We start from the raw sequence: 26,675 nt of genomic DNA, 5'->3' as shown, positions 1-26,675 counted from the left end.
GTGACATGGCGACTTCTCTGCTGACCCGGGTACGAGCCAAAATTGATTTCCACACGTCCTATCGCGCCCGAGGAATCATCCAGGGCCGAGGGCGGTCTCTGTTTAAGGGGAGCGGTGAGGATTTCGATGACCTGCGTACGTATCAGCAAGGCGATCGAATTTCCGACATCGACTGGAAAGCCACCGCTCGCTCGAATGAACCGCTGATTCGGCAGTTTACCGAGCAACGGGTCAGGCACATCTGCCTGCTAGTTGATACCTCCAGTGGTATGTCAGCGACCGCGGCTGATGGCACTGTCAAATCGAATGCGATGCTGACCGCAGCCGGCCTCATATGCTATGCGGCCTCGCGGCATGGGGATTTGGTGGGCCTTGTGGCTGGTCACCGCGGTGCGCCGGTGACACTGCCAGCTCGCTCGGCGACAGCTCATCTGGAACGGGTGCTGCAAACAGTGCAGCGGAGCACAACGTGGAGTTCCCCGCCTGCAGATATCGCATGGCTCCTCGACCAAGCCCGCTATTGCATCTCTCAACCAAGTCTTTTGGTGCTTCTCACGGACGATGCGCATCCTCATCCTTCTGACTATGACCGGTTACGGAAGCTCAGATTTAGACACGATGTGCTCACCATTAGGGTTCGCGACGCTGATCCCTTGCAACCTAAATCGATGCGCCGTCAGGTCACGGATATTGATTTGCCACGTCATATCCCATCGTTTGCGCGCTCCTCTCTGACGGTGCAGAACGAAGTCCGAAAGTGGAAAAAGCGGCGCCGGCAGCAGATCGACGGGATGCTCGTTCGATTAGGGATTGACGACGTGTTGGTTTCGGGGGAGTCGGACGTTGTGCCCGCGATCATCAAAATACTCGGTCGAAGGGGACGCCGTGGGAGACGCTGAGAATATCTCCCAGATTGTGGGGCCTGCTCAGTATTCACCGGTCTGGATCATACTGGGGTTAGCGATTGGAATGATTGCCTCGTTCATCGTCTTTTTGGTCCTGTGGCGGACGCGGATGATCGCTGAGGCACACGTGTATCACGCCGCCCCCAATGAATATGAAGCGCTGATCGCTGAGTTTTTAAGAGCGACCAACGATATTGGGGTGCGTCACTATCGTCAAGAGCTTGCGGCGGATCAGGCCCATTATGAGCTCATAGCGATGCTCCGACGATTCGTCACGCTTACCAGCGGCAAAAATACGAACGTTAAAGAACTTGAAGATATTAAACAGGATGCGCGGATGAAAGATATCTGTGCAGTGATGGAAAGTCTCTACGAACCCGGATTTGCTATCGACAGTGACGTGGAACTAGCTAATTCGTTACGTCGCGTGAGAGAGGTGATTCGTCAATGGTCTTGGCAATGATGAACGTCACCATCACGATTATTGTGGTTGCGCTCGCAATATGGGTCTTAGCGTATATAAGCAGAATAATTCATCCAACCCCGTCCATTGTGGTGGCAAACACCGAGTTCCTTGAAGAGCTTAGTTCTTATCGGGTGGCCAGGATGGGGGCCAGGGCTTTGGGGATGATCCGGGTTATTGTTGCCGGAATTGCTGTGTTGAGTATTTCTCTGCTTGCGGGACGGCTAGCGACCGAGCATATTAGTTCGGATACTTTTCCACACCGAGACATTGTAATATGTCTCGATGTGTCGGGTTCCATGTCCGGTTATGACAGTGAGACGCTGAAGGCGTTTTCCAGTATGGTCGAGGATTTTCATGGTGAACGGATCGCCCTATCGATTTTTAACTCGACCTCCCGTATTATCTTCCCTTTGACGACCGATTATAAGCTAGCGAAAAGAGAATTAAGTGCTGGCGCCTCGGCAATTGATTTTGATGAGGGTGCCTATCGCAAAGGCAGGGTTATATATAGTCCCCAGAAAGTTCGCAGATATGCGGAATTTGTAAATGGGACGCAAGGGGTTCCAAATCAGGCTTCGATTGTTCCCGATGGACTGGCAACGTGCGCAACTCTTTTTGATCATACGGATAAAAAACGTAGTCGATCAATAATACTTGTGACTGATAATGAGGTCAATGGAAAGTCTATCTATAATTTAGATCAAGCTGCCGACTTTGTAGGAAATAGAAATATTACGCTGTTCTCGTTTTATCCTGGCCCTAACCAGTGTGGTGCTACGTGCGCAGGAGAGTTGCGAACCGTTACGCTGCGGCGCGGTGGAGATTTTTACTCCTCGAGCAACCCGGACGCGGTGCCTAAGTTTCTGGAAAAAGTTGAGAAAACGCAGGCTAGTGCGGGTGGGGCGAACCCGCAACTTCGTCCGATAGATCAGCCGCTGTGGCCGTGGATCGCCGCGGTTCTGGCAGTTGCGATGCTGCTCATCATTGCTGGAAAGACCCACTCATGACTACTTTTCTGCCACTGCTGCCGCTAGAGGCAATCATTCCAATTTTCGGATTCATGATACTGGTTTGCCTATCGTTTATTGGGTCGCGGCGCGGGTTTCGGGTTGACTGGATGCGACGCCTATTCCTTGTGCTCGCCCTGCTGGCCGTGGGGCTCAGGCCAGTAAGTCAACTAAATTATGAACAGCATAAGAGACTGGACGCTAATGTCTTTTTCATTGTTGACCTCACAGGATCTATGGTCGCCGAAGACTGGGATGGATCTAAGCCAAGATTAGAAGGCGTCAAGGTGGATATGCGCACCATTATGGCGATGACTCAAGGTTCTCGATACAGCATTATTGGTTTTGATTCGTCAGCGACCCAACAGCTCCCGCTCACCACTGATGCCGAGGCAGTTGATACCTGGATTAGTACCATGTCGACGGAACCTACAAGGTACTCCAAAGGGTCCAACATTGACCGCCCTATCCCACTGTTGAAGTCGGCAATTGCATCCGCACACGAGGAGGATCCTTCGTCAAAAATACTGGTGTACGTGTTCACGGATGGCGAAAACACAGACGGCCGGGCATCGAATTCGTTTGTGACGGATAAAAAATTTATATCCGGCGGAGCCGTGCTCGGATATGGGACTGCTCAGGGTGGTCGTATGAAAGCCAGCGGTTTTCAAGAGGATGGAAAATATATTCGTGACAGTGACGGTTCGGATGCGCTGTCACGTTTGAATTCGCGACAACTTGAAAATGTATCGACGGAATTGGGTGTTCGCTATTATCACCGGGTGGCTCCCGGGGGTGATTTGAAAGATAATCTCAACGGTGTGAAGTTTAATGAGATTCTTGCTCCAGATCCAACCATCCTTCCAATATATTTCGAGTGGTATTGGATGGCCGCGGTCATTGCGTCAGGTTTGATCATTTGGGAGATCGGGGTCCTCACCTACCGGCTTCCGATTTATACCCTGAAGTCCATGAGGAAGCGTTCGACCACATCTCAGGGTGATCCGCCGCGCGGGGGAGGTGCCTGATGAGTATGTCCACGCACAGGTTGCGCCTCCTGCAAGAGCATTCCGCGGCAGATACCTTGGATCTAGATGACGCGCTGGTGCGCTCACACGAGACCAAGCCGGTGCGCTCTCATGAGGCCAAAAGGCCCCGACGTGCACGACGCCGAGTGCGTCGCGCTGGTATCACCTCCACGATGTCTGGTGACATTGCCAATCTTCGCGAAATACTTCGCCATCGACGTGCAGTCGCCAGACTCAGGCGCCGAGGAATAGACCGTTCTAAACTGCGTCGCAGAAGAATGAGATTTTTTGGCATTCTGGCAGTTCCGCTGCTAGGCATGTTCGGCCTATCGGCAAAGTTCCTCACAATGCCGATAGTTGAAGCGTATTCGTCGTTCGCATACTACAACGGAAACTATAGTGATGCCGCGCATCGGCTCGACCTGTTGGAGCCGGCAAATTGGTTTGAACCATACCTAATTTACTTTAATAAGGGCACAGCCGCCCTCGCTGAAGGTAAAAACGTCGAGGCGGAGCAATTGCTGCGGACCGCGCTATCTACCTGGAATGGCGGCTGGGACCTTAACAAACCTCATTATGCTGAATGTAAAATTCGTACCAATCTCGCCATTTCTATTGAACGCCAAGCCGATATTGTGCAAGATCCTGCGGCCAGAGCCGCGCGGCTGAAAGAGGCGCAAGCTGCGCTTGCACACTGCGAATCCGGTGGCGGTCGCGATAACTCTGACGATAAGAGTAAATCGAGTGGCACTGCTGGTCGGCTGCGCGACAAGAAAGAACAAGCTGATCGGCAGGCGGGCAAAACCCCTGAGAATCCTAAAGACGATCCGAATAATAAGGAGCAGCCCAAGGATAGGGAAAAATCTGAAGACAATAAACAATCTGAAGCTGACAAGAAAAAATCTCAAGAAGATTCAGGATCGAATGAAAATAATCAAGAAAATGGGAGAATTAAACCGCTAGAAGATCCGAATCATACGCCGAGGAAAAATGACCCTAACGGCACCGGTAAACCTGGTATAGCGCCGACCCCAGGGCCTAGTGAAAGCAAGGAACAGCGAGATAGGCTCGACGAACGTAACCGGCAAGCAAATCGAGGGCGCGGCGAACGAAGTGACAGCGGAGATTCAAATCGGCAAGATAAGCCCTGGTGATTCTTCGGGTGCCAAAACCGCGACGTGCAGCTGAGGGCGGGGCAGAGAAAGAAGGAGGCAGCAGGTGACCATACCGATCGGGAAAAAGCCGGATTGCGCCAGGTCAACAAACAGGCGGGTCTACCTCGACCACGCCGCCACCTCAATTCTGCGACCATCAGCCCGCGAAGCGCTGCTGACAGCCCTTGACGTAGTCGGCAACGCATCAGCGACCCACACCAGCGGACGGGCAGCGCGAAGGATTTTCGATGATGCGGTGGACGACATTGCGCAGGCACTAGATGTCCCCGCATCCTGGGTGATTCTGACCTCGGGTGGCACCGAAGCAGACAATATTGCGCTTCGCGGTATCGCTACCCGCAACTTCAACAACAACTCCAACAGCAATGCGGCGCGCCTAGTGGTCTCAGCCACCGAACATCCGGCCGTGTTGGAAACGGCGCGTGACCTCGCAGGAACTGAGACCGATACGGCCACGCGTCTGCGTGTGCTTCCCGTCGATAACAACGGACTGTGCAGCCCAGCAGAGCTCGACCAGATGCTCCATCAGCAACCAGCTGAGCTCGTGAGCATCCACGCGGTCAACAACGAGACCGGGGTAATCCAGCCAATCGATGAACTCGCAGCTGTTGCACGCCGCCACGGAGCACTCTTTCATACGGATGCAGTCCAGGCTTTAGGGCATATTCCTCTCCGGCTCGACCAGTTCGATGCGGTCAGCTTGAGCGGACACAAAATTGGTGCCCCCGTAGGCTCCGGACTGCTGATCGCGCCATCTACATGCCCATTGCGCACGGTATCCACCGGCGGCGGACAGCAACGGAATGTGCGTTCGGGAACGCTCGATGTCGCTGGGGCGGCGGCACTGGCAACAGCCGTGCGCGACTGTGTGGATGATCCGGGGCGGCATCAATACCCTGTGTTGGCTGCGCATATTCAGCGAGGAATCCAGCACATTGACCCCACGGCGATGGTGACAGCACAGGGGGCCCCGCGCAGCCCCCACATAGTGCACGCCACCTTCCCCGGGGTTAATCGCGACACCCTATTATTTGTGCTGGATCATGCCGGTATTGACGCGAGTGTCGGGTCGGCGTGCAGGGCCGGGGTATCCCAGCCCAGCCGGGTGCTCGAAGCAATGGGCCTTCCCGCTGACCACATAGCGGGAGCTCTGAGGATTTCACTGGGGTGGTCGAGCACGATGTCGGATGTAGATGCGTTCCTTAAGGAACTTCCCAGCGCGCTCGCGGCAGCTCGGCGGGTCGGTGCCCGAGGCTAGACTGACTCGCCGTGAAGGTATTGGCAGCGATGAGTGGCGGAGTGGACTCCGCGGTGGCCGCAGCGCGGGCGGTTGAGTTAGGGCACGACGTGGTCGGTGTCCATATGGCTTTATCCCGCACCCGCGATGAACGTCGAACTGGTTCGCGCGGATGCTGCACAGTAGAAGACGCCGCGGATGCACGGCGCGCTTGCGACCGGATCGGCATTCCTTTTCACGTCTGGGATCTATCCGAGGACTTTGAACAGACCGTGATCACCGACTTCCTCTCCGAATATCAGGCTGGCCGGACTCCCAACCCCTGCGTACGCTGCAATGAACGGATCAAATTCGCATCACTGCTCGAACGAGCTCAGATCCTCGGATTTGACGCTGTGGCAACAGGTCATTATGCCCACCTCGATACCCGGGGACCCGATGGTCGTCCGTCGCTGCACCGCGCGAAAAACCTGCCCAAAGACCAGTCCTATGTGCTTGCAGTGATGGGACCGGATGCCCTAGCTCATGCGCTCTTCCCGCTCGGAGATGCCCCGGATAAGCAAGCGGTGCGTGACGAAGCGAGGGCCCGGAAACTCGGTGTGTCCACCAAGCCCGACAGCTATGACATTTGCTTTATCCCGGATGGCGACACCCAAGGTTTCCTTCGCTCGCGTCTTGGTGAACAGCCCGGTGAGATTCTCGATGCCGATGGCGGGCTGCTCGGAGAACACCGAGGTACCCACGAGTTCACGGTGGGCCAGCGCAAAGGCCTGGGGTTAAACCGTCCAGCTCAGGATGGTCGTCCGAGGTATGTCCTGGATATTCGACCGGAAACCCGTCAGATTATCGTCGGGCCATCAGAATTGCTCAGCACCCGCCAGATCACCGCGGAGGCGCCGATCTTATTTGAACCGCTTCACGAGGGTCAGCACGTCACCGTGCAAATCCGGGCCCATGGCAGCACGGTTCCCGCGCGGGTATCCCGCTGCGATACCCACCAGCTCACCGTGGATCTTGACACTCCGCTACGGGCAGTCGCCGCTGGTCAAACCTTGGTTCTCTACGGCGTCGATGACGTCGGTGATCGGGTGCTAGCTTGCGGCACCATTTGCGGACGGGAGAGCCGCTCATGACTGGTAACCAGCTCGGACCCGCAGCCGGTGGCCCTACTCCGGAGCCACCACGGCTGGTGACAGTAACCGGGGATGGCACCTGGTTGACCTGTGGCAGCGGGACTAAGGATGACGGCATGCTGTCGGGCGTAGGAGCGAGCCTGACGCGGGTGAGGGCCTTACTCGGATCCGATCCGGAGTCGCAAATTGGTGCCATTCCGTTCCTTCCCACCGACAGTCCGCTGGTGGCGACCCTGGCCCTGTTGGGAACCACCGGTGACCTCACCTCCTACGGATGGCGCATCGGAACTGGCCAGGGTCGAGATTGGGAACGTGCGCGAGCCGCCCGGACGGAGCTCCTTGACGCCGCTCAGATCGCCTGGTTCGGGTACGAAGGACGAGCGAGCGTGATGGCCTTGGGCCCGGTAGCCCTGGGAGCAAGCACTTATCTCGCCTCCGGTGAACGAACGCTGTCTGACTGTGGGGCTCTGCGAGACCTTCCGTACCTCTTAGCGGACGGCGTGGCAGGCCATTGCTCAGACCTTCAGCTGCGAGTACCGGGGCTACGTCCGACCATTTTCTTGTGGGAGGACGGTTTAACTCGGGTTCGATGCGGGCAGATCCCGACCGCATCTGGGTACCGAATGTATCCGCCGCTCCCCGCGCCGGATGCAGGCCAGCTGTGGGCCCAGGTGCTCACCGAGATCCGAGCGAGCTCAGCGGCTGACGTGGTTCTCGCTGGCTGCGAAGATGCTGATTCTGTGCGCGCGGCTATTGACGCCGGTCTATCCGCGGTTGCGGTTGACCCGGTGCGGTGCGGATCCTTAGCGTCCCAGCCGGGCCGAGCGACCTGGGAAATGTTGGCGGAGCTACGTGGTCGGGGCATTGACCTATGGTTTTTAGTCGATCCCCGCTGTCTTGAACGTGACTTAGACAGCCTCTTTATGACCTGGCGCGAACTGGGGTATTCCGCCCGTGAATGCGGAGGTTTCACCTTGGTCGCTCACCGGCGCGGGAGCCAGGTCTCATCCCGTGGCTCTTGTGCTGACGTACCCGCGACCATACAGACGATGCCAGATCCGGCGATGCCTCTAGTTTCCCGGCGTTTGCTGAGAGAACAGGACGTGGAGCGCTTACTCAGAACGGCACCTGCCTGGGCGGAGCGAGTCGCCCCTTAAAAGGCGGTAACGGGCTGAATCTGGTTCGGACGATAATCCTCCCGAAATAGAGCAATCGGCCCGTACGGGTAATCGTTATTAAGTGGCGTAATGGCCCCTATATAGAGCAATCATTGCTATATGGGGAAATTGTCGCCGCTTAGGGTCGGCGATCGGTACCTATGCAGCTCAGCCCGTTGGTGCTCAGCACGCTCAGCTGAACGGTGGGGTGAGTCTCGTCGCGGTCTTGCCAAATGTCCATCACCTTGGTGACCCGTGCACAATGGAGCGGTGAGTAAAACGCCCCGTGCCCATGACATCGTGTCGTCGGATTCATCGGATGCAGCAGGCAACCCTGATTCGGCTAGTGTTTCTGAGGAAGCTGGCGGAACTGATCCAGGTACACCCTCACGCACTGGGGATCCACGCCATGGTCGACACGCTCAAGAGCGCATTGCCGAACTGATAGCTCAGATCGAGCAGGCCCGCATCGAGTACTACGAACACGACGCGCCCACACTCGCCGACGCCGAATACGATGCGCTTGAACGAGAGCTGCGCGAATTGGAAGCGGCGCACCCGGAGCTTGCCCGCGAGGACTCTCCGACCAAAACCGTCGGCGGCAGCGTATCGGAAGCCTTCGCTCCGGTGACGCACCTGGAACGGATGCTGAGCTTAGATAATGCGTTTTCGGAGCAGGATGTTCAGGCCTGGGCAGAGCGGGTTGAAAACCAGGTCGGTGAAGAGGTCCGCTACCTCACGGAATTGAAGATTGACGGTCTCGCGGTCGATCTTGTCTATGAAAAAGGCCATCTCATTCGGGCCGCTACCCGTGGTGATGGACGCGTGGGGGAGGACGTGACCGCCAACGTCCGCACGATCGCCACCATTCCGCACCAGCTCGAGACCGACAATCCTCCGGACATTCTGGAAGTGCGCGGAGAGGTGTTTTTCCCCGTGGCCGCGTTCGAGGAGCTCAATGAACGTCAGCGCGAAGCAGGAAAGCCGCCCTTTGCGAATCCGCGAAACACCGCTGCCGGATCGCTTCGCCAAAAAAACCCGGCGGTGACCGCTTCGCGCGCGCTCGCCGCGTACGTGCACGGGGTGGGGATGCACGACGGGGTTGCTTTGGCGAGTCAATCCGAAGTGTATGAACAGTTAGCGGCCTGGGGGCTGCCGACGTCGCCACATACTCGGGTGCTCAGCGCATTGGATGAGGTCCTGGCCTTTATCGCCGATAGTGGCGAACACCGTCACGATGTGGAACACGAAATTGACGGCATTGTGGTCAAAGTTGATTCCTTTGCTCAGCAGCGAGTCCTGGGCTCCACCTCACGGGCGCCGCGCTGGGCCATTGCCTACAAATATCCCCCCGAAGAGGTCACGACCAAGCTGGTGGATATTCAAGTTGATGTAGGGCGCACCGGCAGGGTGACGCCGTTTGCGGTGATGGAACCGGTGACGGTGGCGGGTTCTACCGTGGAACGGGCCACTTTGCACAATCAGTTTGAAGTGCAGCGCAAAGGGGTCTTAATCGGTGACACCGTGATCTTGCGCAAAGCGGGAGATGTGATTCCCGAGGTTTTGGGGCCGGTAACCGCGTTACGGGATGGCACTGAACGGCCCTTTGTGATGCCTACGCGGTGCCCGTCGTGCGGCAGTGTGATCGGTCCCAGCCGGGCCGGGGACAAAGACTGGCGGTGCCCCAATGCGAGGTTGTGTCCGGCGCAGATTGTTGAACGCGTGTTCGCTTTGGCCGGACGCGGAGCATTCGACATCGAGGCGCTTGGCTGGGAAGCGGCCATTGCGCTGACCGACCCCGACCGGGGCCGGCCTGCGGATGCGGATGCTGATCAGTTCCCGCCTGCCCAGCCGGTGCTGCGCGGGGAGGCGCGGCTATTTGATCTGACCGCCGAGGATCTGGCGGGTGTTGAAGTGTGGCGAGAACGCAAGAAGCAGGGCATTGCGCAAGCACCTGCCCGAGAGCCGTATTTTTGGACGAAGAGCACCGCAAAAACTCCGTCGAAACCCAGGGCAAATACGAAGAAGCTGCTTCAGGAGTTAGAAAAAGCGAAGTCGCAGCCGCTATGGCGGGTGATTGTGGCTCTATCGATCCGTCATGTTGGTCCCACGGCGGCGCGTGCGCTCGCCACAAAGTACCGCAGTCTCGACGCGATCCAAAAGGCCCCGGTCGAGGATCTTGCGGAGACCGATGGTGTGGGCGGTGTGATCGCCGAGTCTATTCGCGACTGGTTTACCGAAGATTGGCACCTTGACCTGGTGAAGGCGTGGCGTTCCGCCGGGGTGCGCATGGCCGATGAGCAGGATGATGCGGTAGATCGAACCCTTGAGGGGCTGACCATTGTGGTGACCGGCGGTCTCGATGGTCTCACCCGCGACAGCGCCAAAGAAGCGATCATTGTGCGCGGCGGGAAAGCCTCAGGTTCGGTATCGAAAAAAACCGACTTTGTGGTGGTTGGAGAAAACGCCGGCTCTAAGGAAACTAAAGCCCGGGAGCTTGGGCTTCGCATTTTGGATGAGGAGAATTTTGTGGCCCTTTTAGCGGGCGGCCCCGAGGCGGTGAGGTCCGTCGGCGCCGCTGCGTCGCCAGAGGGAGCGCAAACTTCCTGACGGGCTCATTCGAGCTTTCACTGAGGCTGGAAGCGTCACCGGCATCAGACACAGGCCGATAATAATGGCGCAGGCGTGTCCAAGGTCGGTAAAGGTCGACCCAGGCCACAGCCCGTAGATGACCACCGCGGCCAGAATTGCGCCCCAGATTAAACGGCTTCGCCCGCGCAGACGGAACAGCATCAGGCCGGCTAAGCATGCGAATCCGTAGCTCACGCCGGTGTCTTGAACAGTCCATAGTGTGACCGGAGCGTTGAGCCATTTGATCCGAACCCAGATATCGAGGGCGGTCAGGGCGGTCGCGCCGACATGCCCCACCGCAAAAGCGACAATCACGCGCCCGCTGCCGAGCCAACGTTCAGCCGGGGCGAGCACCAGCGCAAACAGGGCGATCCAAGCTAAGAGTTCTGATTTCGACACGAAGAATGCGCTGCGGATCAGCACTCGGATCGGGTCGGAGGTGAGGTGCTGGAGATTGGTGGACTGGGCCGTGATGTAAAGCCGTCGGATCTCATGGGGCATTCCCAGCAGCACCCAGGTGGTGATGGCGAGGATCAGAAGGTAGACGAAGGTCACCGGTGCGCTGGTGACATACCACCTCACAAAGCCTCCGTGGCGTTGCCATGCGCGCGCCAAGGGAGCGGTCAAAGCCCAGCCGTACGAGAGTGATACCGCGATCAATAGCCCGAGGATGATCGTGGCGGTGGCGAGATGGTGCACGGGCTCATCATGGCACGGCCAGCTATGTGGGCCCCTAGAATGGTTCCCATGCCTGCGATTGATCGAGACGCCGTCGCGCGTTTGGCAGACCTGGCACGGATTCAGCTCACTGATGACGAGATTGCCCGCTACGCGGGTGAGTTTGACGCCATCATGAATGCTGTTGCGTCTGTGTCTGAGGTTGCCACCGCCGACGTTCCCGCCACTAGCCACCCAATTCCGCTGACCAATGTGATGCGTGAAGACGTCGTGACCCAAACCTTGACTCAGGAGGAGGCCCTGTCCGGGGCACCTGAAGTGGTTGACGGACGCTTTGCCGTACCGCAGATCTTGGGGGAGGAGTAGACATGGCTGCATCACAGGAACTCACCCGTCTCAGCGCGTGTGACACGGCGCAGGCACTGCGTGCCGGCGAGGTCAGTGCGTTGGAGGTTACCGATGCACACTTGGAGCGCATTGCCGCCCTTGACGGTACATTGAATGCGTTTCTCCACGTCAACGCCGATGATGCTCGGGCCACCGCAAAGGATGTGGATGCTCGTCGCAGTGCGGGGGAAGATCTCGCGCCGCTTGCGGGGGTGCCCATCGCCATTAAGGACGTGGTGGTGACCAAAGGTATGCCCACTACCGCGGGGTCAAAGATCCTCGAAGGCTGGATGCCGCCGTATGACGCCACCTTGGTCACCAAGATCCGGCAGGCGAAGCTACCCATTCTCGGCAAAACCAATATGGATGAATTTGCCATGGGTTCCTCCACGGAGACCAGCGCCTATGGCCCGACCCGAAATCCGTGGGATATCGAACGCATCCCGGGAGGTTCCGGCGGCGGTTCGTCTGCGGCTGTCGCGGGTTTCTTGGCTCCGCTGGCGATTGGAACAGATACCGGAGGCTCTATCCGGCAGCCCGCTGCGGTCACCGGAACGGTGGGCGTGAAGCCTACCTACGGCGGGGTGTCCCGTTACGGGTTGATCGCTATGGCTTCGTCCTTGGATCAGGCAGGTCCCTGCACCCGTACGGTCGCCGACGCTGCTGCCCTGCACGATCTCATCGGCGGCCACGACCCCTTGGATTCGACCTCGATTTCCTCCCCCTGGGCGTCCTTTACTGAGGCTGCCCAGCGCCGTGATGTGAAGGGTCTGCGGATCGGGGTGATCGAGGATATGGAGGGCGAAGGTTTCCAGCCCGACGTTCAAACCCGGTTTAGCGAAGCAATCGCCATGCTTGAAGACGCGGGTGCGCAGATCACCCGGGTGTCCTGCCCACACTTTAAGTACGCGCTGGGCGCCTACTACCTGATCATGCCGTCGGAAGCATCGAGCAATCTCGCAAAGTTTGACGGCATGCGTTACGGCTTGCGCGTCGTTCCGGAGGATCACCCGATCGCTGAGCGAGTTATGGCCGCCACGCGCGGGGCAGGATTCGGGGCTGAGGTTAAGCGCCGTATCTTGCTGGGCACCTATGCGCTGTCTGCGGGTTATTACGACGCGTATTACGGCAGCGCCCAGAAGGTACGCACTTTGATTCAGCGTGATTTTGCGTCGGCATTTGAGAATGTCGATGTCCTGGCATCGCCCACAGCGCCTACCACCGCTTTCAAGCTCGGAGAAAAACTGTCGGACCCGCTGGCTATGTATATGAATGACATTGCCACAATCCCCGCGAACCTCGCCGGGGTGCCGGGGCTGTCTTTGCCCTCGGGGCTGGCCTCTGACGGTCTCCCGGTCGGAATCCAGTTCCTCGCCCCGGCTATGGCCGATGAGCGTCTATACAGCGTGGGCGGTGCGCTGGAGGCATTGCTGGAGGATACATGGGGTGGCCCGCTGCTGTCTCAGGCCCCTGCCATCCCGACCGCGACGGACGTTACCCCCGCAGGAGACGCGAAATGAACACGACGACTCTGGTCGATTACGACGATGCCACCACGCGCTATGACCCGGTGCTCGGAATTGAAGTGCATGTTGAGCTCGGTACAGCAACCAAAATGTTCGATGGCGCTCCGAATATATTCGCTGCGGAGCCGAACACGGCGATCACTCCGGTCTCGCTTGGCCTTCCTGGAACTCTTCCGGTGGTCAACCGGGCCGCAGTGGAGTATGCGATCCGGATTGGCTTGGCCTTGAACTGTCAGATCGCTGAGACCTGCCGTTTCGCGCGCAAGCAGTATTTTTACCCGGATCTGACGAAGAATTTCCAAACTTCTCAGTATGACGAGCCCATTGCCTTTGACGGTTACGTGGATGTTGAACTGAGTGACGGCGAAATCGTCCGGGTGGAGATCGAACGCGCCCACATGGAAGAAGACGCTGGTAAGAACACCCATATCGGTGGCGCGACCGGACGCATCCAAGGCGCTACTCATTCGCTCGTGGACTACAACCGTGCCGGGGTTCCCCTGGTTGAGATTGTGACGCGCCCCATTACCGGGGTCGGCGCGCGTGCTCCCGAAGTTGCCGCCGCGTATGTGCGCACCTTGCGGGATATTTTCCGGGCGCTGGATGTGTCCGAAGCGCGTATGGAACGAGGCAATGTTCGCGCCGATGTGAACGTGTCTTTGCGTCCGTCGCCTGAGGCACCTTTGGGCACGCGCACGGAAACCAAGAATGTGAACTCGTTCCGCTCGATTGAGCGCACCGTCCGGTTTGAGATTTCCCGGCAAGCGGGGATTCTCGATGCCGGGGAGACGGTTATTCAGGAAACCCGGCATTTCCACGAAGACACGGGATCCACCTCTTCTGGCCGTGTGAAGTCGGATGCCGAGGATTACCGTTATTTCCCGGAGCCCGATTTGGTGCCGGTGGCACCGAGTCGGGAATGGGTTGAGCAGATCCGTGCAGCTCTACCCGAGCTACCTGCGGATCGGCGGCGTCGGCTGCTTCGTGAGTGGGGTTTTAGTGACCTTGAAATGCGCGATGTGATTAACGCCGGAGCACTCGATTTGATTGAACAGACGGTGTCGGCGGGCTGTGCCCCGCAGGCGGCCCGTAAGTGGTGGATGGGCGAACTGGCCCGCACCGCGAAGGAAACGGATCGCGACCTGGATGCGCTTCCGATTGTTCCGAGCCAGATCGCACAGTTGCAGGGGTTGATCGACGAGAAGAAGATCAACGACAAAATCGCGAAAAAGGTCCTCGGCATGGTGTTGACCGAGGGCGAGGATCCGGTGGTGATCGTTGATCGCGAAGGTCTCGCGGTCATCTCTGATGATTCGGTGCTGATCAGTGCGGTTGACGAGGCGATTGCCGCTAACCCGGCGGTGGTCGAGAATATCCGCGGTGGAAAGATGCAGGCGGTCGGGGCGCTAATTGGCCCGATTATGAAGGCCACTCGCGGTCAGGCTGATGGCGGACGCGTTCGGGAAATCATCCTGGACCGGCTCGGCATTCAGGGCTAACCCGCAGCGCTAGGTCCACGGGTGTGCTGCACACAGTGCTGAGGTGATGTGTGTGGAAGACGGCTGGTGCCAGGTGAGGTGCCAGCCGTCTTTTCTGTGCGCACAGCTCGGCACGATAACCCCTGGCAGCCCCTGTTATTTGATGAGAGCCCTTGATCTTGCTATGGCAGCCTGCTGACCAGGTCTTTAGCGGTGGCTTTCGGTCGGCTTTGGGCCGTGAAACCGGACCCATGATGAACAGTGGCAAATACATCATCGCTGGTCACATGCTTGCAATCGAGGCCAAGACGAGTAAGGTCGAATTTGGCCTATTTCTACCTCGAACATTCAGGAGTTTCCTGTGCCTACAGGATCCATCGACCAGATCATAGAGAACGTCTTCGGCCCAGTGGCAACGGTGCTATCCAATATCGTGTTCTTCGCGCCGAAGATTGGCGGCGTCGAGATTCCGCTGATTGTCGTCTGGCTCATGATCGGCGCCATCTTCCTCACGGTGTGGCTGCGATTTCAGCCGATCACAGGGTTGATTCATTCGCTGCACGTGATCCGGGGGCGTTTTACACGGAAAACAGATCCCGGTGAGGTGAGCTCGTTTCAGGCGCTGGCTACCGAGTTATCGGGAACAGTGGGGCTGGGCAATATTGCCGGTGTGGCGGTCGCGATCTCGGTCGGAGGTCCCGGTGCTGCTTTATGGATCATCATCTTCGGGTTCTTTGCGATGAGTATGAAGATGGCTGAAGCGACTCTCGGGGTGAAATACCGGGAAGTTGACGAGGACGGTCGCACCGCTGGTGGTCCTATGTACTACCTGAAGAACGGTCTTGCTGAGATTGGGCGCAAACGGACCGGCGCTGTGCTGGCTGGGCTGTATGCGGTGTTCACCTTGGTCGGGGTATTCGGTGCAGGGAACCTCTTCCAGGGGAACCAGGCGGCGACCATCATTGCCGATCAGACCGGTTCCACATTTTTGATAGATAACCGCTGGATTATCGGCGTGGTGATGGCCGTGTTTGCTGCGGTAGTGATCCTCGGTGGTATTACATCGATCGCCAAGTGGACCTCGAAGATCACCCCGCTCATGGCTGTGGTGTACATCGGGTGTGTGCTTGCGGTGTTGGTAGCAAACATAAGCCACCTTCCGCATGCGGTGGTCACGATCTTCACGGGTGCGTTAACGGCCGACGGGGTGGCAGGGGGCGCTATCGGCGTGGCTGTGGTCGGTATTCAACGGGCTTTGTTCTCGAATGCTGCGGGTGTGGGAACGGCTGGAATGGCTCACTCAGCTGTGAAGACGAAAGACCCGGCCACCGAGGGATTTACCGCGATGTGGGAGCCGCTGGTCGATTCGATTATCGTATGCACGCTCACCGCGCTCGCGATTACCGTGACCGGTGCGTACCAGGGTGGGGGCGCTGGTAGCGACGGTATTGCGATGACGTCGGCGGCATTTGGCACTGTCGCGTCATGGTTTCCGATTGTGCTCACGGTGGCGGTGGCCCTGTTCGCGTTTTCGACGGTGCTGTCCTACGCCTATTACGGGCAGCTTGCGGCGGCCTATCTTTTCGGGCGGGGGCGCGTAGTCGAGAAGGTATTCCAGATCTGCTGGATTGTGGCTGTGGTCGTCGGGGCCGCGATTTCATTGGATTCGGTGATTGCTTTTTCCGATGCGATGTTCTTCCTCATGACCATCCCCAACCTGATCGGTTTGTATGCGCTGTCGAAGATCTTGCGATTGGAAATTTTGCGGCACCGTAAACGGGTTGAGGTCGGGACAATCGAGCAGGTTCCTAGCGAGTTAGCGGTCGGGATGGGCGATCATGAGCCGACCGATGCCCAGGTGCGGGCCGCTGAGCGCGAAGAGCGCGAGTTCGCTGATCACGTTGACGAGGTAAAAGCCGCATTGGAAGCTGACCCGGATTTTCCGGTGCCTCCGGCTGGCGATGACGTGGCTGATGGGGCCTCAGTGAGAGATGGCCGTGCCAAAGAGGGGCAGGCTCACGAGGACTTGGCTCAAGAAAGCCCCGTGAAGGACAACTAACCCCGATGTTCCCGTGCGGCGGGCAGTGCGTGGGGTGGTCTTGCGCGTTGAGAGCGGGCCCGCAGGCCGTCCGCATGGCGGAGATCTGCGTGTTTGTACAGAGCGAGGCATACGATGTGGGCATGCCGCATCTGCGCTCTCGCACGTCAACACATGGTCGGAATATGGCTGGGGCCCGCGCTCTATGGCGCGCAACAGGTTTGACTGATTCCGATTTTGGTAAGCCCATGATCGCGATCGCGAACTCGTACACCCAGTTCGTTCCGGGTCATGTCCACTTAAAGGACATGGGAGATCTGGTGGCCTCGGCGGTTCGTGAGGCTGGCGGAATTGCTCGGGAATTCAACACGATTGCGGTTGATGACGGGATTGCGATGGGGCATGGCGGCATGCTGTACTCACTGCCGAGCCGCGACATTATTGCCGACAGTGTCGAATATATGGTTAATGCTCACTGTGCTGACGCGCTGGTGTGTATTTCTAACTGCGACAAGATCACCCCGGGGATGTTGATGGCGGCGATGCGCCTGAATATCCCGGTAGTTTTCGTCTCGGGTGGCCCGATGGAATCGGGGAAGGAACTGACCGGGGTGGTTGAGCATCGCACAGACCTTGTCGATGCTATTTCGGTTTCTGCTGATGAGCGGGTCAGCGATGCTCAGCTCGCTGAGCTAGAGGCGAGCGCGTGTCCGACCTGCGGGTCTTGTTCGGGCATGTTCACTGCCAACTCGATGAATTGCTTGACAGAGGCTTTGGGTCTATCACTTCCGGGGAACGGGACGACACTGGCCACCCATGCTTTTCGACGTGAGCTTTTTTTGCGGGCTGGTCGCACCGTGGTGGAGCTCGCGAAGCGATATTACGGGCAGGACGATGATCAGGCGCTGCCGCGGTCCATTGCGAATAAGGCTGCTTTTTCCAATGCGATGAGCCTGGATGTGGCAATGGGTGGCTCAACCAATACGGTTCTGCACATTTTGGCGGCTGCGCTCGAAGGGGATATTGATTTCACCCTTGAGGATATTGACCGCATTTCGCGCAATGTTCCGTGCTTAACGAAGGTGGCCCCGAATGGAACCGCGCATATCGAGGATGTTCACCGAGCTGGGGGTATCCCCGCGATTCTCGGTGAATTAGATCGTGCGGGTTTGCTCGATCACTCGGTGCATTCTGTGCATTCACCGGATTTGGCGAGTTGGTTGCGGGCCTGGGATGTTCGCGGGGATTCTCCGTCGCCGGAGGCGGTGGAGCTTTTCCATGCCGCGCCGGGTGGGGTGCGCACCACCAAGGCGTTTTCGACGTCGCATCGGTGGGAGAGCCTCGATCTCGACGCGGAGGCTGGGGTTATTAGGGCGGTGCCGCACGCTCACACCAAAGACGGCGGGTTGTGTGTGTTGCGCGGGAACCTGGCTGAGGACGGGTGCGTCATCAAAACAGCTGGGATCAGCGAAGATCTGTTCCATTTCATCGGCCGAGCGGTGGTGTGTGAGTCGCAGGAAGAAGCGGTGCAGAAAATCTTGGATAAAACTGTGCGCGATGGCGATGTGGTGGTGATCCGGTTTGAAGGGCCCAAGGGGGGCCGGGAATGCAGGAGATGTTGTATCCGACGTCCTTCCTTAAGGGGCGAGGGCTGGGTGCCACGTGTGCGCTGATCACCGACGGTCGGTTTTCGGGTGGAACTAGCGGGATCAGCGTGGGTCACATTTCTCCGGAGGCGGCGGGCGGGGGCCTGATCGGCTTGGTTGAAGATGGCGACGAAATCGAAATACATGTGGATACGCGAACGCTGCGGTTGAATGTGCCGCAGGAGGAACTGGAGCGTCGGCGTGCGGCCAAGGGGCCTTTGCCGTGGAAACCGGTGGCTCGGGATCGGACGGTGAGCCAAGCGCTGAAGGTGTATGCCTCGCTGGTGCGTTCGGCGACGTATGGGGCCACGCGCAGGCCGCTGGATTGATGGAGCCGGATGCTTCATAGTGACTGCGGGATGTCTCGACGCCCCTCGGTGTGTTCAATTTGCGGACACTGGTTCGTATTGTGAGACACCTTCACTGTGATGTGCTGTGCTCCGTATGATGAAGACCATGCACAAGCTTCTCGTCGTTGTTATTACCGGGCGCGGTTAACGCCTGGTCGTTGCGACGACGTTATACCGCGCCCCTCCACCGGATCTCCGGAAGAGGGGCTTTTGCATACCCGGCAGCAGTCGGGTCCGCCAGTATGCGAAGGAGAACGCCGATGCCGACCCACAACGTCAGCGGTGCCGAGAGCCTCATCCTTTCTCTCGAACACGCCGGTGCCGATGTTGTCTTCGGTCTGCCCGGTGGTGCAATTCTGCCGACCTACGACCCCCTTTTAGACGCCAGGCATCTGCGCCATATCCTGGTCCGCCATGAACAAGCAGCGGGACACGCAGCTAGTGGCTACGCACATGCCACCGGTCGGGTCGGGGTGTGTTTGGCAACCTCCGGACCCGGGGCAACCAACCTGATCACGCCGATTGCCGACGCGCAGATGGACTCCATCCCGATGGTGGCTATTACGGGTCAGGTCGGATCCTCCTTTATTGGCACCGATGCTTTCCAGGAGGCCGACATCGTTGGGATGACGATGCCGGTCACCAAACATAATTTCCTCGTGCGTGATCCAGCACAGATTCCCACCGTGGTCAAACAGGCGTTCCACATCGCATCAACGGGACGCCCCGGGGTGGTTTTGGTGGACGTCACGAAGGACGCGCAACAGGCGCACACCACCTTTGAATGGCCGGAGGATCTGGATCTTCCCGGATACCGACCTGCTCCACGCCCCCACCACAAACAGATCCGGGAAGCGGTGCGCCTGCTCGCACATGCTCGGCGCCCAGTGTTTTATGTGGGAGGCGGGGTGCTCAGAGCACGTGCAACCGAGCAGCTTAGGGCGCTTGTTGACCTCGCGGGCGCACCGTTTGTGACCACCTTGATGGCCCGCGGAGCTCTGCCCGACTCCCACCCATATCACCTGGGCATGCCGGGGATGCATGGCACCGTGGCCGCGGTAGCAGCGTTACAGCGCGCAGATTTGATCATTGCGCTCGGAACTCGTTTTGACGACCGCGTCACGGGCCGACTCGATTCCTTCGCCCCCCACGCCACGGTGGTGCACGCAGACGTCGATGCGGCAGAGATTTCCAAGAATCGTCACGCAGACGTTCCGATTGTGGGAGATGCAAAGGATGTCATCACGTCGATGACCTCCGAGCTGCGCGCCGTGCTCGCGGCAGAGGATCCGCGCGACTACGAGGCGTGGTGGCAAACACTGTCGAGGCTGCGTGATACCTACCCGATGGGCTGGACGACAACAGCAGACGGACACACCGCTCCGCAGAAGGTGATTTCCCGCATTGGCGAGATATCTGGGCCAGACTCGATTTTCGTATCAGGCGTGGGACAGCACCAGATGTGGGCGAGTCAGTTCATCAAATACGAGCGCCCGTACAGCTGGATCAATTCCGGTGGACTAGGGACGATGGGATATTCGGTGCCGGCGGCGATGGGGGCGAAAGTGGGGTGTCCTGAGCGCACGGTCTGGTCGATTGACGGTGACGGATGTTTCCAGATGACGAATCAAGATCTCGCGACCTGTGCGTTAAACAATATTCCGATTAAGGTCGGGATCATCAATAACTCATCGCTGGGAATGGTGCGCCAATGGCAAAACCTGTTTTACGACAAGCGGTATTCCCACACGGATTTGAATACCGGTCATGGAACGGTGTCCATTCCCGACTTCGTGAAGCTCGCTGAAGCCTACGGCTGTGCGGGTCTTCGCTGTGAGCGCGATGAAGATCTGGATGCCACGATTGAGCGGGCGATGGAGATTAATGATCGTCCGGTTGTGGTGGACTTCCGGGTGAGTGCAGATGCGATGGTGTGGCCCATGGTTCCATCCGGGGTCTCTAATGACGAGATCCAGATCGCTCAGGGCATGACTCCGGAATGGGAGCGCGACATTTGAGCCTCCAAGATGCGTGCCCGGCGAATCGTAAGATTCTCGACGTGGCCACCGCCTGCTGCGCGAGCGGGTCGGGGATGGCGGTCCGGGCTTTGAGTAACCGAGGTGGACTATCCGAACAGATCGCTGGTTGCGATGAGTGGAGGACAACGAGATGAGGCCTAACCAGCACACACTGTCCGTGCTCGTGGAAAATAAGCCGGGTGTTCTCACCCGGGTTTCGGCGCTATTTGCGCGGCGCGGTTACAACATTGCGTCGTTGGCGGTGGGGGAGACGGAGGATCCAGAGGTCTCTCGCATCACCGTGGTGGTAGATGTTGACCAAGCGCCTCTGGAGCAGATCACCAAGCAGTTGAACAAACTCGTGAACGTTCTCAAAATCGTTCAGCTGGAACCGCAGCAGACGGTCCAACGGGAATTGCTCCTGGTGAAAGTTCGGGCGGATAACGCAAGCCGCACCTCGGTGCTCGAAATTGTTCAGATGTTCCGGGCGAAGGTGGTTGATGCCGCTCCTGATGCGGTGACTATCGAGGCCACGGGGGTCTCAGACAAGTTGGAAGCACTTTTAACCATGCTGTCGCCGTTTGGAGTGCGAGAAATCGTGCAATCCGGTGCGGTGGCGATTGCCCGGGGCGGACGATCGATTACAGACCGGGTGGTGCGGTCCTGACCGCCCTCGAGCCATCCAAATAGCGGACTTAAAGTCTCAAAAAATAAGATTGTGTGACGGTTACTGAGCCGAGGTTCTGACCCGGTGTCACCGGCACCGACCACGAAGGAGAATCACCATGGCTGATATTTTTTATGACGATGACGCCGACCTCTCGGTCATCCAGAGCAAGAAAGTTGCTGTGGTCGGCTTCGGCTCACAGGGACACGCGCACGCGCTGAGCCTGCGAGACTCCGGAGTCGAAGTACGCATCGGACTTAAAGAAGGATCAGCGAGCCGCGCCAAAGCAGAAGACCAAGGATTTACGGTCGGCACCCCGGCTGAGGTCTCTGAATGGGCTGACGTCGTCATGATCCTCGCGCCCGACCAGCACCAGCGCGCCCTGTACGCCGAAGACATTCAAAAAAACCTTAAACCCGGTAACGCAGTGTTTTTCGCTCACGGATTCAACATCCGTTTCGGCTACATCACCGTTCCCGACGGGGTCGATGTCTGTATGGTCGCCCCCAAAGGCCCAGGGCACGTCGTCCGACGGGAATTTGCGGCCGGGCGCGGAGTGCCGGTGATCGTAGCCGTGGAACAGGACGCTACCGGCCAGGCCTGGCCGCTGGCACTGTCCTACGCCAAAGCCATCGGCGGCCTGCGCGCAGGCGGCATTAAAACCACCTTCACCGAGGAAACAGAAACTGACCTCTTCGGTGAGCAGGCTGTGCTCTGCGGCGGTGTCAGCCACCTGGTTCAGGCAGGCTTTGAAACCCTGACCGAAGCGGGATACCAGCCGGAGATCGCCTATTTCGAGGTTCTGCACGAGCTCAAACTCATCGTGGATCTCATGATCGAAGGCGGCATCGCGAAACAGCGCTGGTCGATCTCAGATACCGCGGAATACGGTGACTATGTTTCCGGGCCCCGCGTGATTACCCCCGACGTTAAAAAGGCCATGGCCGCCGTACTCAAAGACATCCAGGACGGAACCTTCGCCGCGCGCTTCATCGCCGACCAGGACGCTGGAGCCCCCGAATTTGCGCAGCTTCGCGCCACCGAAGAAAAACACCCCATCGAAAGCGTCGGACGCGAACTGCGCCAAATGTTCTCCTGGAACAACGCCGGAGATGACGACTACACCGAGGGAACCGCTGCCCGCTGATCCCATCCCCATGATCTGATCTGCCGGATCGCCCATCACCTTCCGAGGAGAGCCCGTGAGCAAGCCCGTCATCCTCCTAGCTGAGGAACTCTCGCCCGCTACCGTCGCCGTCCTAGGAGATGAGGTGGAGATCCGCCACGTGGATGGCACCGACCGATCTGCTTTGCTGCGGGAAGTCGCCAAAGCCAATGCGCTGCTGGTGCGGTCAGCAACTCGGGTCGATGCGGAGGTATTTTCCGCAGCTCCCAACCTAGAAGTAGTCGCCCGCGCCGGGGTCGGCCTCGACAATATCGATGTTGAGGCCGCCACCCGGGCTGGGGTGATGGTCATTAACGCCCCCACCTCAAATATTGTCTCAGCCGCCGAACTCGCCGTCGCTCTCATCCTGACGTCCCTGCGCGGAATTGGCCGGGCCGATGCGAGCGTGAAAGCTGGTCGCTGGGAACGCAAAGCACTCACCGGAACCGAACTGCTCGGGAAAACCGTGGGCATCGTCGGATTCGGGCGGATCGGACAACTGGTTGCTGACCGACTGCGTCCCTTCGGAGTCGAACTCATTGCCTACGATCCCTACGTCACCCCCGCGCGCGCTGCCGAACAGGGCGTGCGGATCGTGGATCTGGATGAGCTGATGCGATTGAGCGACGTGGTCACCGTCCACATGCCGAAAACCCCCGAGACGGTGGGTCTGATCGGGGCCGAACAATTTGCGGTAGCAAAACCCACACTGCACATCGTCAACGCCGCCCGCGGCGGCCTGATCGATGAAGACGCGCTGGCCGATGCACTATCGTCCGGCGCCATTGCGGGGGCGGCCCTCGATGTCTATTCCTCGGAGCCGCCGTCCACCGGTGACAGCTCGCGCCGTTTGCTGGAACTTCCTGGCCTCACCCTCACCCCACATCTGGGCGCATCCACCGTCGAAGCCCAGGAAAAAGCTGGGATAGCGGTGGCGCAGTCGGTGCGGCTCGCCTTGGCCGGTGAACTGGTCCCCGACGCGGTCAATGTGGCAGGCGGAGCCATTGATGAACTGGTACGCCCAGGTGTGGCGCTCGCCGACCGTCTCGGCCAGGTATTTATTGCCTTGGCCGACGAAATCCCTGTGCACCTCCAGGTGATTGTGCGCGGAGATATTGCCGCTAAGGACGTGACCGCTCTCAAACTGTCCGCCTTGCGGGGAATCTTCCGCCCCATCAGCACCGACCAGGTCTCCTATGTCAACGCGCCGGTCCTTGCCCGGGAACGCGGCATTGAGGTTGAGCTGGTGACCGATGAGCGGGCGGAGACCTTCCGCAATGAAATCGCGGTCCGAGGAACCCTTGGATCCGGTGATGTGCTGACCGTTGGAGCCACCCTGGCCGGGGTGCAGCAAACGCATAAGCTCGTCGAAGTGCGCGGACACGCCCTGGATGTTCCGCTGACCGAAAACATGCTGTTTATTTCCTACCCCGACCGGCCCGGCATGATCGGTCGCTACGGAATGATGCTCGGTGAGGCGAATATCAATATCGCGGGAATGCAAGTTTCGCGAGACGGCGCCAGCGGGGGAGATGCCCTAGTGGTGCTCAATCTCGATCAGCCGGTACCCGCGGAGCTGGCAGAACAGATCAGGGACCAGATCAACGCGAACCGCTGCTATGCGGTCACCATCAGCTATTAATCAATCACCATCACGCTAATCATGCGCATCGTGCACAACGCAGCGCACAGAGACGAAGGTGTAAGGAAGAAGGACGCGGACGTGAACAGTATCGACCTAGCTGTTATTGAAGGCGATGGAATCGGTCGTGAGGTGGTACCGCAAGGACTGCGCGTGCTGAGCGCTGCGCTAGAGCCCAGTGGCATTGCAGTGCGCACCACCCCGTACGACCTCGGCGCACGTCGCTGGCATGCCACCGGCGAGGTCATCACCGATGAGGAGATTAAAGCTCTCGCGGGTCACGACGCGATTTTGCTCGGCGCAGTGGGCGATCCAAGTGTGCCCTCCGGGGTGCTCGAACGAGGCCTACTTCTGCGTTTGCGCTTCGCTTTCGACCACTACGTCAACCTGCGCCCAGCTCGCCTGTTTCCCGGTGTGAACTCAGTGCTGGCTAAGGCCGGCGACATTGATTTTGTCGTAGTCAGAGAAGGCACCGAAGGACCCTACGCAGGCAACGGTGGCGTCCTCCGGCAGGGCACCGAATATGAGATCGCAACGGAGGTGAGCGTGAACACTGCCCACGGCGCTGAACGCACCGTGCGTTTTGCGTTCGATCAGGCGATGAAACGCCGCCGCCACCTTACCCTCGTCCATAAACACAATGTGCTGGTCCACGCGGGAGACCTCTGGAGACGAACAGTAGAACGGGTCGGCGCTGAGTATCCCGAGGTGACGGTGGACTACGCCCACGTCGACGCCGCCACCATCTATCTAGTCACCGATCCCGCGAAGTTCGACGTCATCGTCACCGACAATTTATTCGGCGATATCGTGACGGACCTGGCCGCCGCCGTCACCGGTGGGATCGGACTGGCCGCATCCGGGAATATCAACCCCGACCGCACGTTCCCATCCATGTTTGAACCGGTCCACGGCAGCGCCCCAGATATCGCGGGGACGGGGGTAGCTGATCCCACCGCAACCGTTTTGTCGGTGGCGATGCTACTAGAACACCTCGGCCACGATGACGCCGCCGAACGCGTGCACCGTGCTGTAGCCCAGGATGTGGCCACCCGTGGACAGCAACGGCGAGGGACCCAGGACATCGGAGATTCCCTAGTCGCCGCAGTACGCTCGTACTGAGACAAACCCATCTCACCGCCGGTGCCGCATGTCAAAGCGCAACAGGCACCGGAAACCTCATGACCGTTGATGATCCGTGCTGCGTCCGGCGCAGCCTATGTACCACTGTGGAGGTAACCCATGAACGCGTCTGCGTTCCCCATCGCCGAACATCCGTCGCCCACTGGCGAGGCCGAGCGCAAGCGCATTCTCGAGAACCCCGGATTTGGAACGCACTTCACAGATCACATGGCCCACATTCGGTGGACGCACGATGAAGGCTGGCACGGGGGCGGCATCATTCCCTTTGGCCCGATCATCCTGTCTCCGGCGGCTGCGGTTTTGCATTACGCGCAGGAAATCTTTGAAGGGATGAAGGCATTCCGCCACGAGGACGGATCCATATGGGGTTTCAGGCCCGAACGCAATGCCGCCCGGTTCGCCAGTTCGGCGCGCAGGCTGGCGCTTCCCGAGCTGGACGAAGACATGTTCATGGCGTCGGTGAGAGAACTCGTCGCCGCCGACCGAGACTGGGTCCCCAGCGGCGGAGAAACCTCTCTCTACCTACGGCCATTCATGTTCGCCTCCGAGGAATTCCTCGGGGTACGTCCCTCCCGCGCGGTGGACTATTACTGCCTGGCTTCACCGGCTGGAGCCTATTTCCCCCGCGGCGTGCAGCCGCTAAAAGTGTGGATCAGCCGTGAGTATTCGCGGGCCGGGCGCGGCGGTACTGGCGCGGCCAAATGCGGCGGTAACTATGCCTCCTCACTCATCGGTAAAACAGAGGCGGCCAGTCACGGCTGCGATGAAGTGCTCTTCTTGGACGCGCAGACCCGCACCACCATTGATGAGCTGTCCGGCATGAATGTGTTCGCGGTGTACGCGGACGGCACCCTGCGCACCCCGGTGCTGAGCGGTTCCATCCTCGAAGGCATTACCCGCGAGTCGATTCTCATGCTTGCCGCGGATCTCGGCCTCACGCCGACGGAAGAAAACTTGGTGGCATCGGACCTCATGGACGATATCGCCGCTGGTCGAGTGCGCGAAGCGTTTGCGTGTGGCACCGCTGCCGTAGTCAACCCCATTGGTGAGTTCCGCTCCGAGGACAGTGCCTGGACAATCGGCGACGGAGGATCAGGCGAGACCACACTCGCGATCCGGAAAGCACTATGCGACATCCAGTACGGGCGCGCTGACGACACTCGAGGGTGGATGACGCGACTCGTATGACCTCAGCTCG

At 58.9% G+C, this 26,675-nt stretch carries 20 protein-coding genes and 1 pseudogene; 20 read left to right on the top strand and 1 reads right to left on the bottom strand.

The annotated features are described in order from the left end of the window. Positions 1-5 precede the first annotated feature (5 nt). The 9 genes from BN1724_RS03480 to ligA all read left to right on the top strand — a co-directional run bounded on the left by BN1724_RS03480 (position 6) and on the right by ligA (position 10,718). Entirely contained in the window at positions 6-899 is an 894-nt protein-coding gene (locus tag BN1724_RS03480) for a DUF58 domain-containing protein (RefSeq protein WP_058234251.1), read from the top strand. Then, positions 886-1,368, top strand: a complete 483-nt coding sequence (locus BN1724_RS03475) for a hypothetical protein (RefSeq protein WP_058234250.1) — start codon at positions 886-888, stop codon at positions 1,366-1,368. The genes BN1724_RS03480 and BN1724_RS03475 overlap by 14 nt, the downstream gene beginning before the upstream one ends. Then, the gene (locus tag BN1724_RS03470; RefSeq protein ID WP_172797069.1) at positions 1,365-2,378 is read left to right on the top strand and encodes a vWA domain-containing protein; all 1,014 of its coding nucleotides are present in this window, start codon (positions 1,365-1,367) and stop codon (positions 2,376-2,378) included. The genes BN1724_RS03475 and BN1724_RS03470 overlap by 4 nt, the downstream gene beginning before the upstream one ends. Continuing rightward, positions 2,375-3,406 (top strand): vWA domain-containing protein, encoded by a 1,032-nt coding sequence (locus BN1724_RS03465; RefSeq protein WP_084252717.1) that lies wholly within the window; start codon positions 2,375-2,377, stop codon positions 3,404-3,406. Before BN1724_RS03470 ends, BN1724_RS03465 begins: the two co-directional genes overlap by 4 nt. 278 nt (positions 3,407-3,684) lie before the next feature. Continuing rightward, entirely contained in the window at positions 3,685-4,560 is an 876-nt protein-coding gene (locus BN1724_RS03460; protein ID WP_058234248.1) for a hypothetical protein, read from the top strand. A gap of 64 nt (positions 4,561-4,624) precedes the next feature. Then, the gene (locus tag BN1724_RS03455; RefSeq protein ID WP_231928140.1) at positions 4,625-5,839 is read left to right on the top strand and encodes a cysteine desulfurase family protein; all 1,215 of its coding nucleotides are present in this window, start codon (positions 4,625-4,627) and stop codon (positions 5,837-5,839) included. Positions 5,840-5,850: 11 nt separating this feature from the next. Then, positions 5,851-6,951: a tRNA 2-thiouridine(34) synthase MnmA gene (gene mnmA, locus BN1724_RS03450; RefSeq protein WP_058234247.1), complete on the top strand. Its 1,101-nt coding sequence runs from the start codon at positions 5,851-5,853 to the stop codon at positions 6,949-6,951. Beyond that, a complete protein-coding gene (locus BN1724_RS03445; protein WP_157085733.1) occupies positions 6,948-8,108 on the top strand; it encodes a hypothetical protein in 1,161 nt (386 codons plus the stop codon). The genes mnmA and BN1724_RS03445 overlap by 4 nt, the downstream gene beginning before the upstream one ends. Positions 8,109-8,378: 270 nt before the next feature. Then, on the top strand, positions 8,379-10,718 hold the full coding sequence (gene ligA, locus BN1724_RS03440; protein ID WP_407919295.1) for an NAD-dependent DNA ligase LigA: 2,340 nt from the start codon (positions 8,379-8,381) through the stop codon (positions 10,716-10,718). On the opposite strand, the gene BN1724_RS03435 is transcribed toward ligA, so the two are convergent. Further along, positions 10,647-11,438: a rhomboid-like protein gene (locus BN1724_RS03435; protein ID WP_058234245.1), complete on the bottom strand. Its 792-nt coding sequence runs from the start codon at positions 11,436-11,438 to the stop codon at positions 10,647-10,649. The genes ligA and BN1724_RS03435 overlap by 72 nt on opposite strands. A gap of 48 nt (positions 11,439-11,486) precedes the next feature. On the opposite strand from BN1724_RS03435, the gene gatC reads away from it, so the two are divergent. The 11 genes and pseudogenes from gatC (at position 11,487) to BN1724_RS03380 (ending at position 26,665) form a co-directional block, all read left to right on the top strand. Next, entirely contained in the window at positions 11,487-11,783 is a 297-nt protein-coding gene (gene gatC, locus BN1724_RS03430) for an Asp-tRNA(Asn)/Glu-tRNA(Gln) amidotransferase subunit GatC (protein WP_058235728.1), read from the top strand. 2 nt (positions 11,784-11,785) lie between these two features. After that, the gene (gatA, locus tag BN1724_RS03425) at positions 11,786-13,324 is read left to right on the top strand and encodes an Asp-tRNA(Asn)/Glu-tRNA(Gln) amidotransferase subunit GatA (protein WP_058234244.1); all 1,539 of its coding nucleotides are present in this window, start codon (positions 11,786-11,788) and stop codon (positions 13,322-13,324) included. Next, a complete protein-coding gene (gatB, locus tag BN1724_RS03420) occupies positions 13,321-14,829 on the top strand; it encodes an Asp-tRNA(Asn)/Glu-tRNA(Gln) amidotransferase subunit GatB (protein ID WP_058234243.1) in 1,509 nt (502 codons plus the stop codon). The genes gatA and gatB overlap by 4 nt, the downstream gene beginning before the upstream one ends. A 340-nt stretch (positions 14,830-15,169) precedes the next feature. After that, complete coding sequence (locus BN1724_RS03415; RefSeq protein ID WP_084252716.1) at positions 15,170-16,867, top strand: alanine/glycine:cation symporter family protein; 1,698 nt, start codon at positions 15,170-15,172, stop codon at positions 16,865-16,867. 122 nt (positions 16,868-16,989) lie between these two features. After that, positions 16,990-18,821, top strand: a pseudogene (gene ilvD / locus BN1724_RS03410) (dihydroxy-acid dehydratase). Positions 18,822-19,102: 281 nt separating this feature from the next. Then, entirely contained in the window at positions 19,103-20,860 is a 1,758-nt protein-coding gene (locus BN1724_RS03405) for an acetolactate synthase large subunit (RefSeq protein ID WP_058234242.1), read from the top strand. Between the two features lie 151 nt (positions 20,861-21,011). Further along, positions 21,012-21,527 (top strand): acetolactate synthase small subunit, encoded by a 516-nt coding sequence (gene ilvN, locus BN1724_RS03400; protein ID WP_058234241.1) that lies wholly within the window; start codon positions 21,012-21,014, stop codon positions 21,525-21,527. 118 nt (positions 21,528-21,645) lie between these two features. Continuing rightward, positions 21,646-22,674, top strand: a complete 1,029-nt coding sequence (gene ilvC / locus BN1724_RS03395; protein ID WP_058234240.1) for a ketol-acid reductoisomerase — start codon at positions 21,646-21,648, stop codon at positions 22,672-22,674. 55 nt (positions 22,675-22,729) lie between these two features. After that, positions 22,730-24,334, top strand: coding sequence for a phosphoglycerate dehydrogenase (serA, locus tag BN1724_RS03390; protein ID WP_058234239.1), 1,605 nt, complete (start codon positions 22,730-22,732; stop codon positions 24,332-24,334). A 90-nt stretch (positions 24,335-24,424) separates the two neighbouring features. Next, a complete protein-coding gene (locus BN1724_RS03385) occupies positions 24,425-25,456 on the top strand; it encodes a 3-isopropylmalate dehydrogenase (protein ID WP_407919312.1) in 1,032 nt (343 codons plus the stop codon). Between the two features lie 120 nt (positions 25,457-25,576). Further along, positions 25,577-26,665 (top strand): branched-chain amino acid aminotransferase, encoded by a 1,089-nt coding sequence (locus tag BN1724_RS03380; RefSeq protein WP_058234237.1) that lies wholly within the window; start codon positions 25,577-25,579, stop codon positions 26,663-26,665. The last annotated feature ends 10 nt before the right edge of the window (positions 26,666-26,675 follow it).

The organism is Devriesea agamarum, from assembly GCF_900070355.1.
In the GTDB taxonomy this organism is placed as follows: domain Bacteria; phylum Actinomycetota; class Actinomycetes; order Actinomycetales; family Dermabacteraceae; genus Devriesea; species Devriesea agamarum.
The sequence above is the reverse complement of the archived record's forward strand: the minus strand, read 5'-3'. Positions and strand labels throughout refer to the sequence as shown.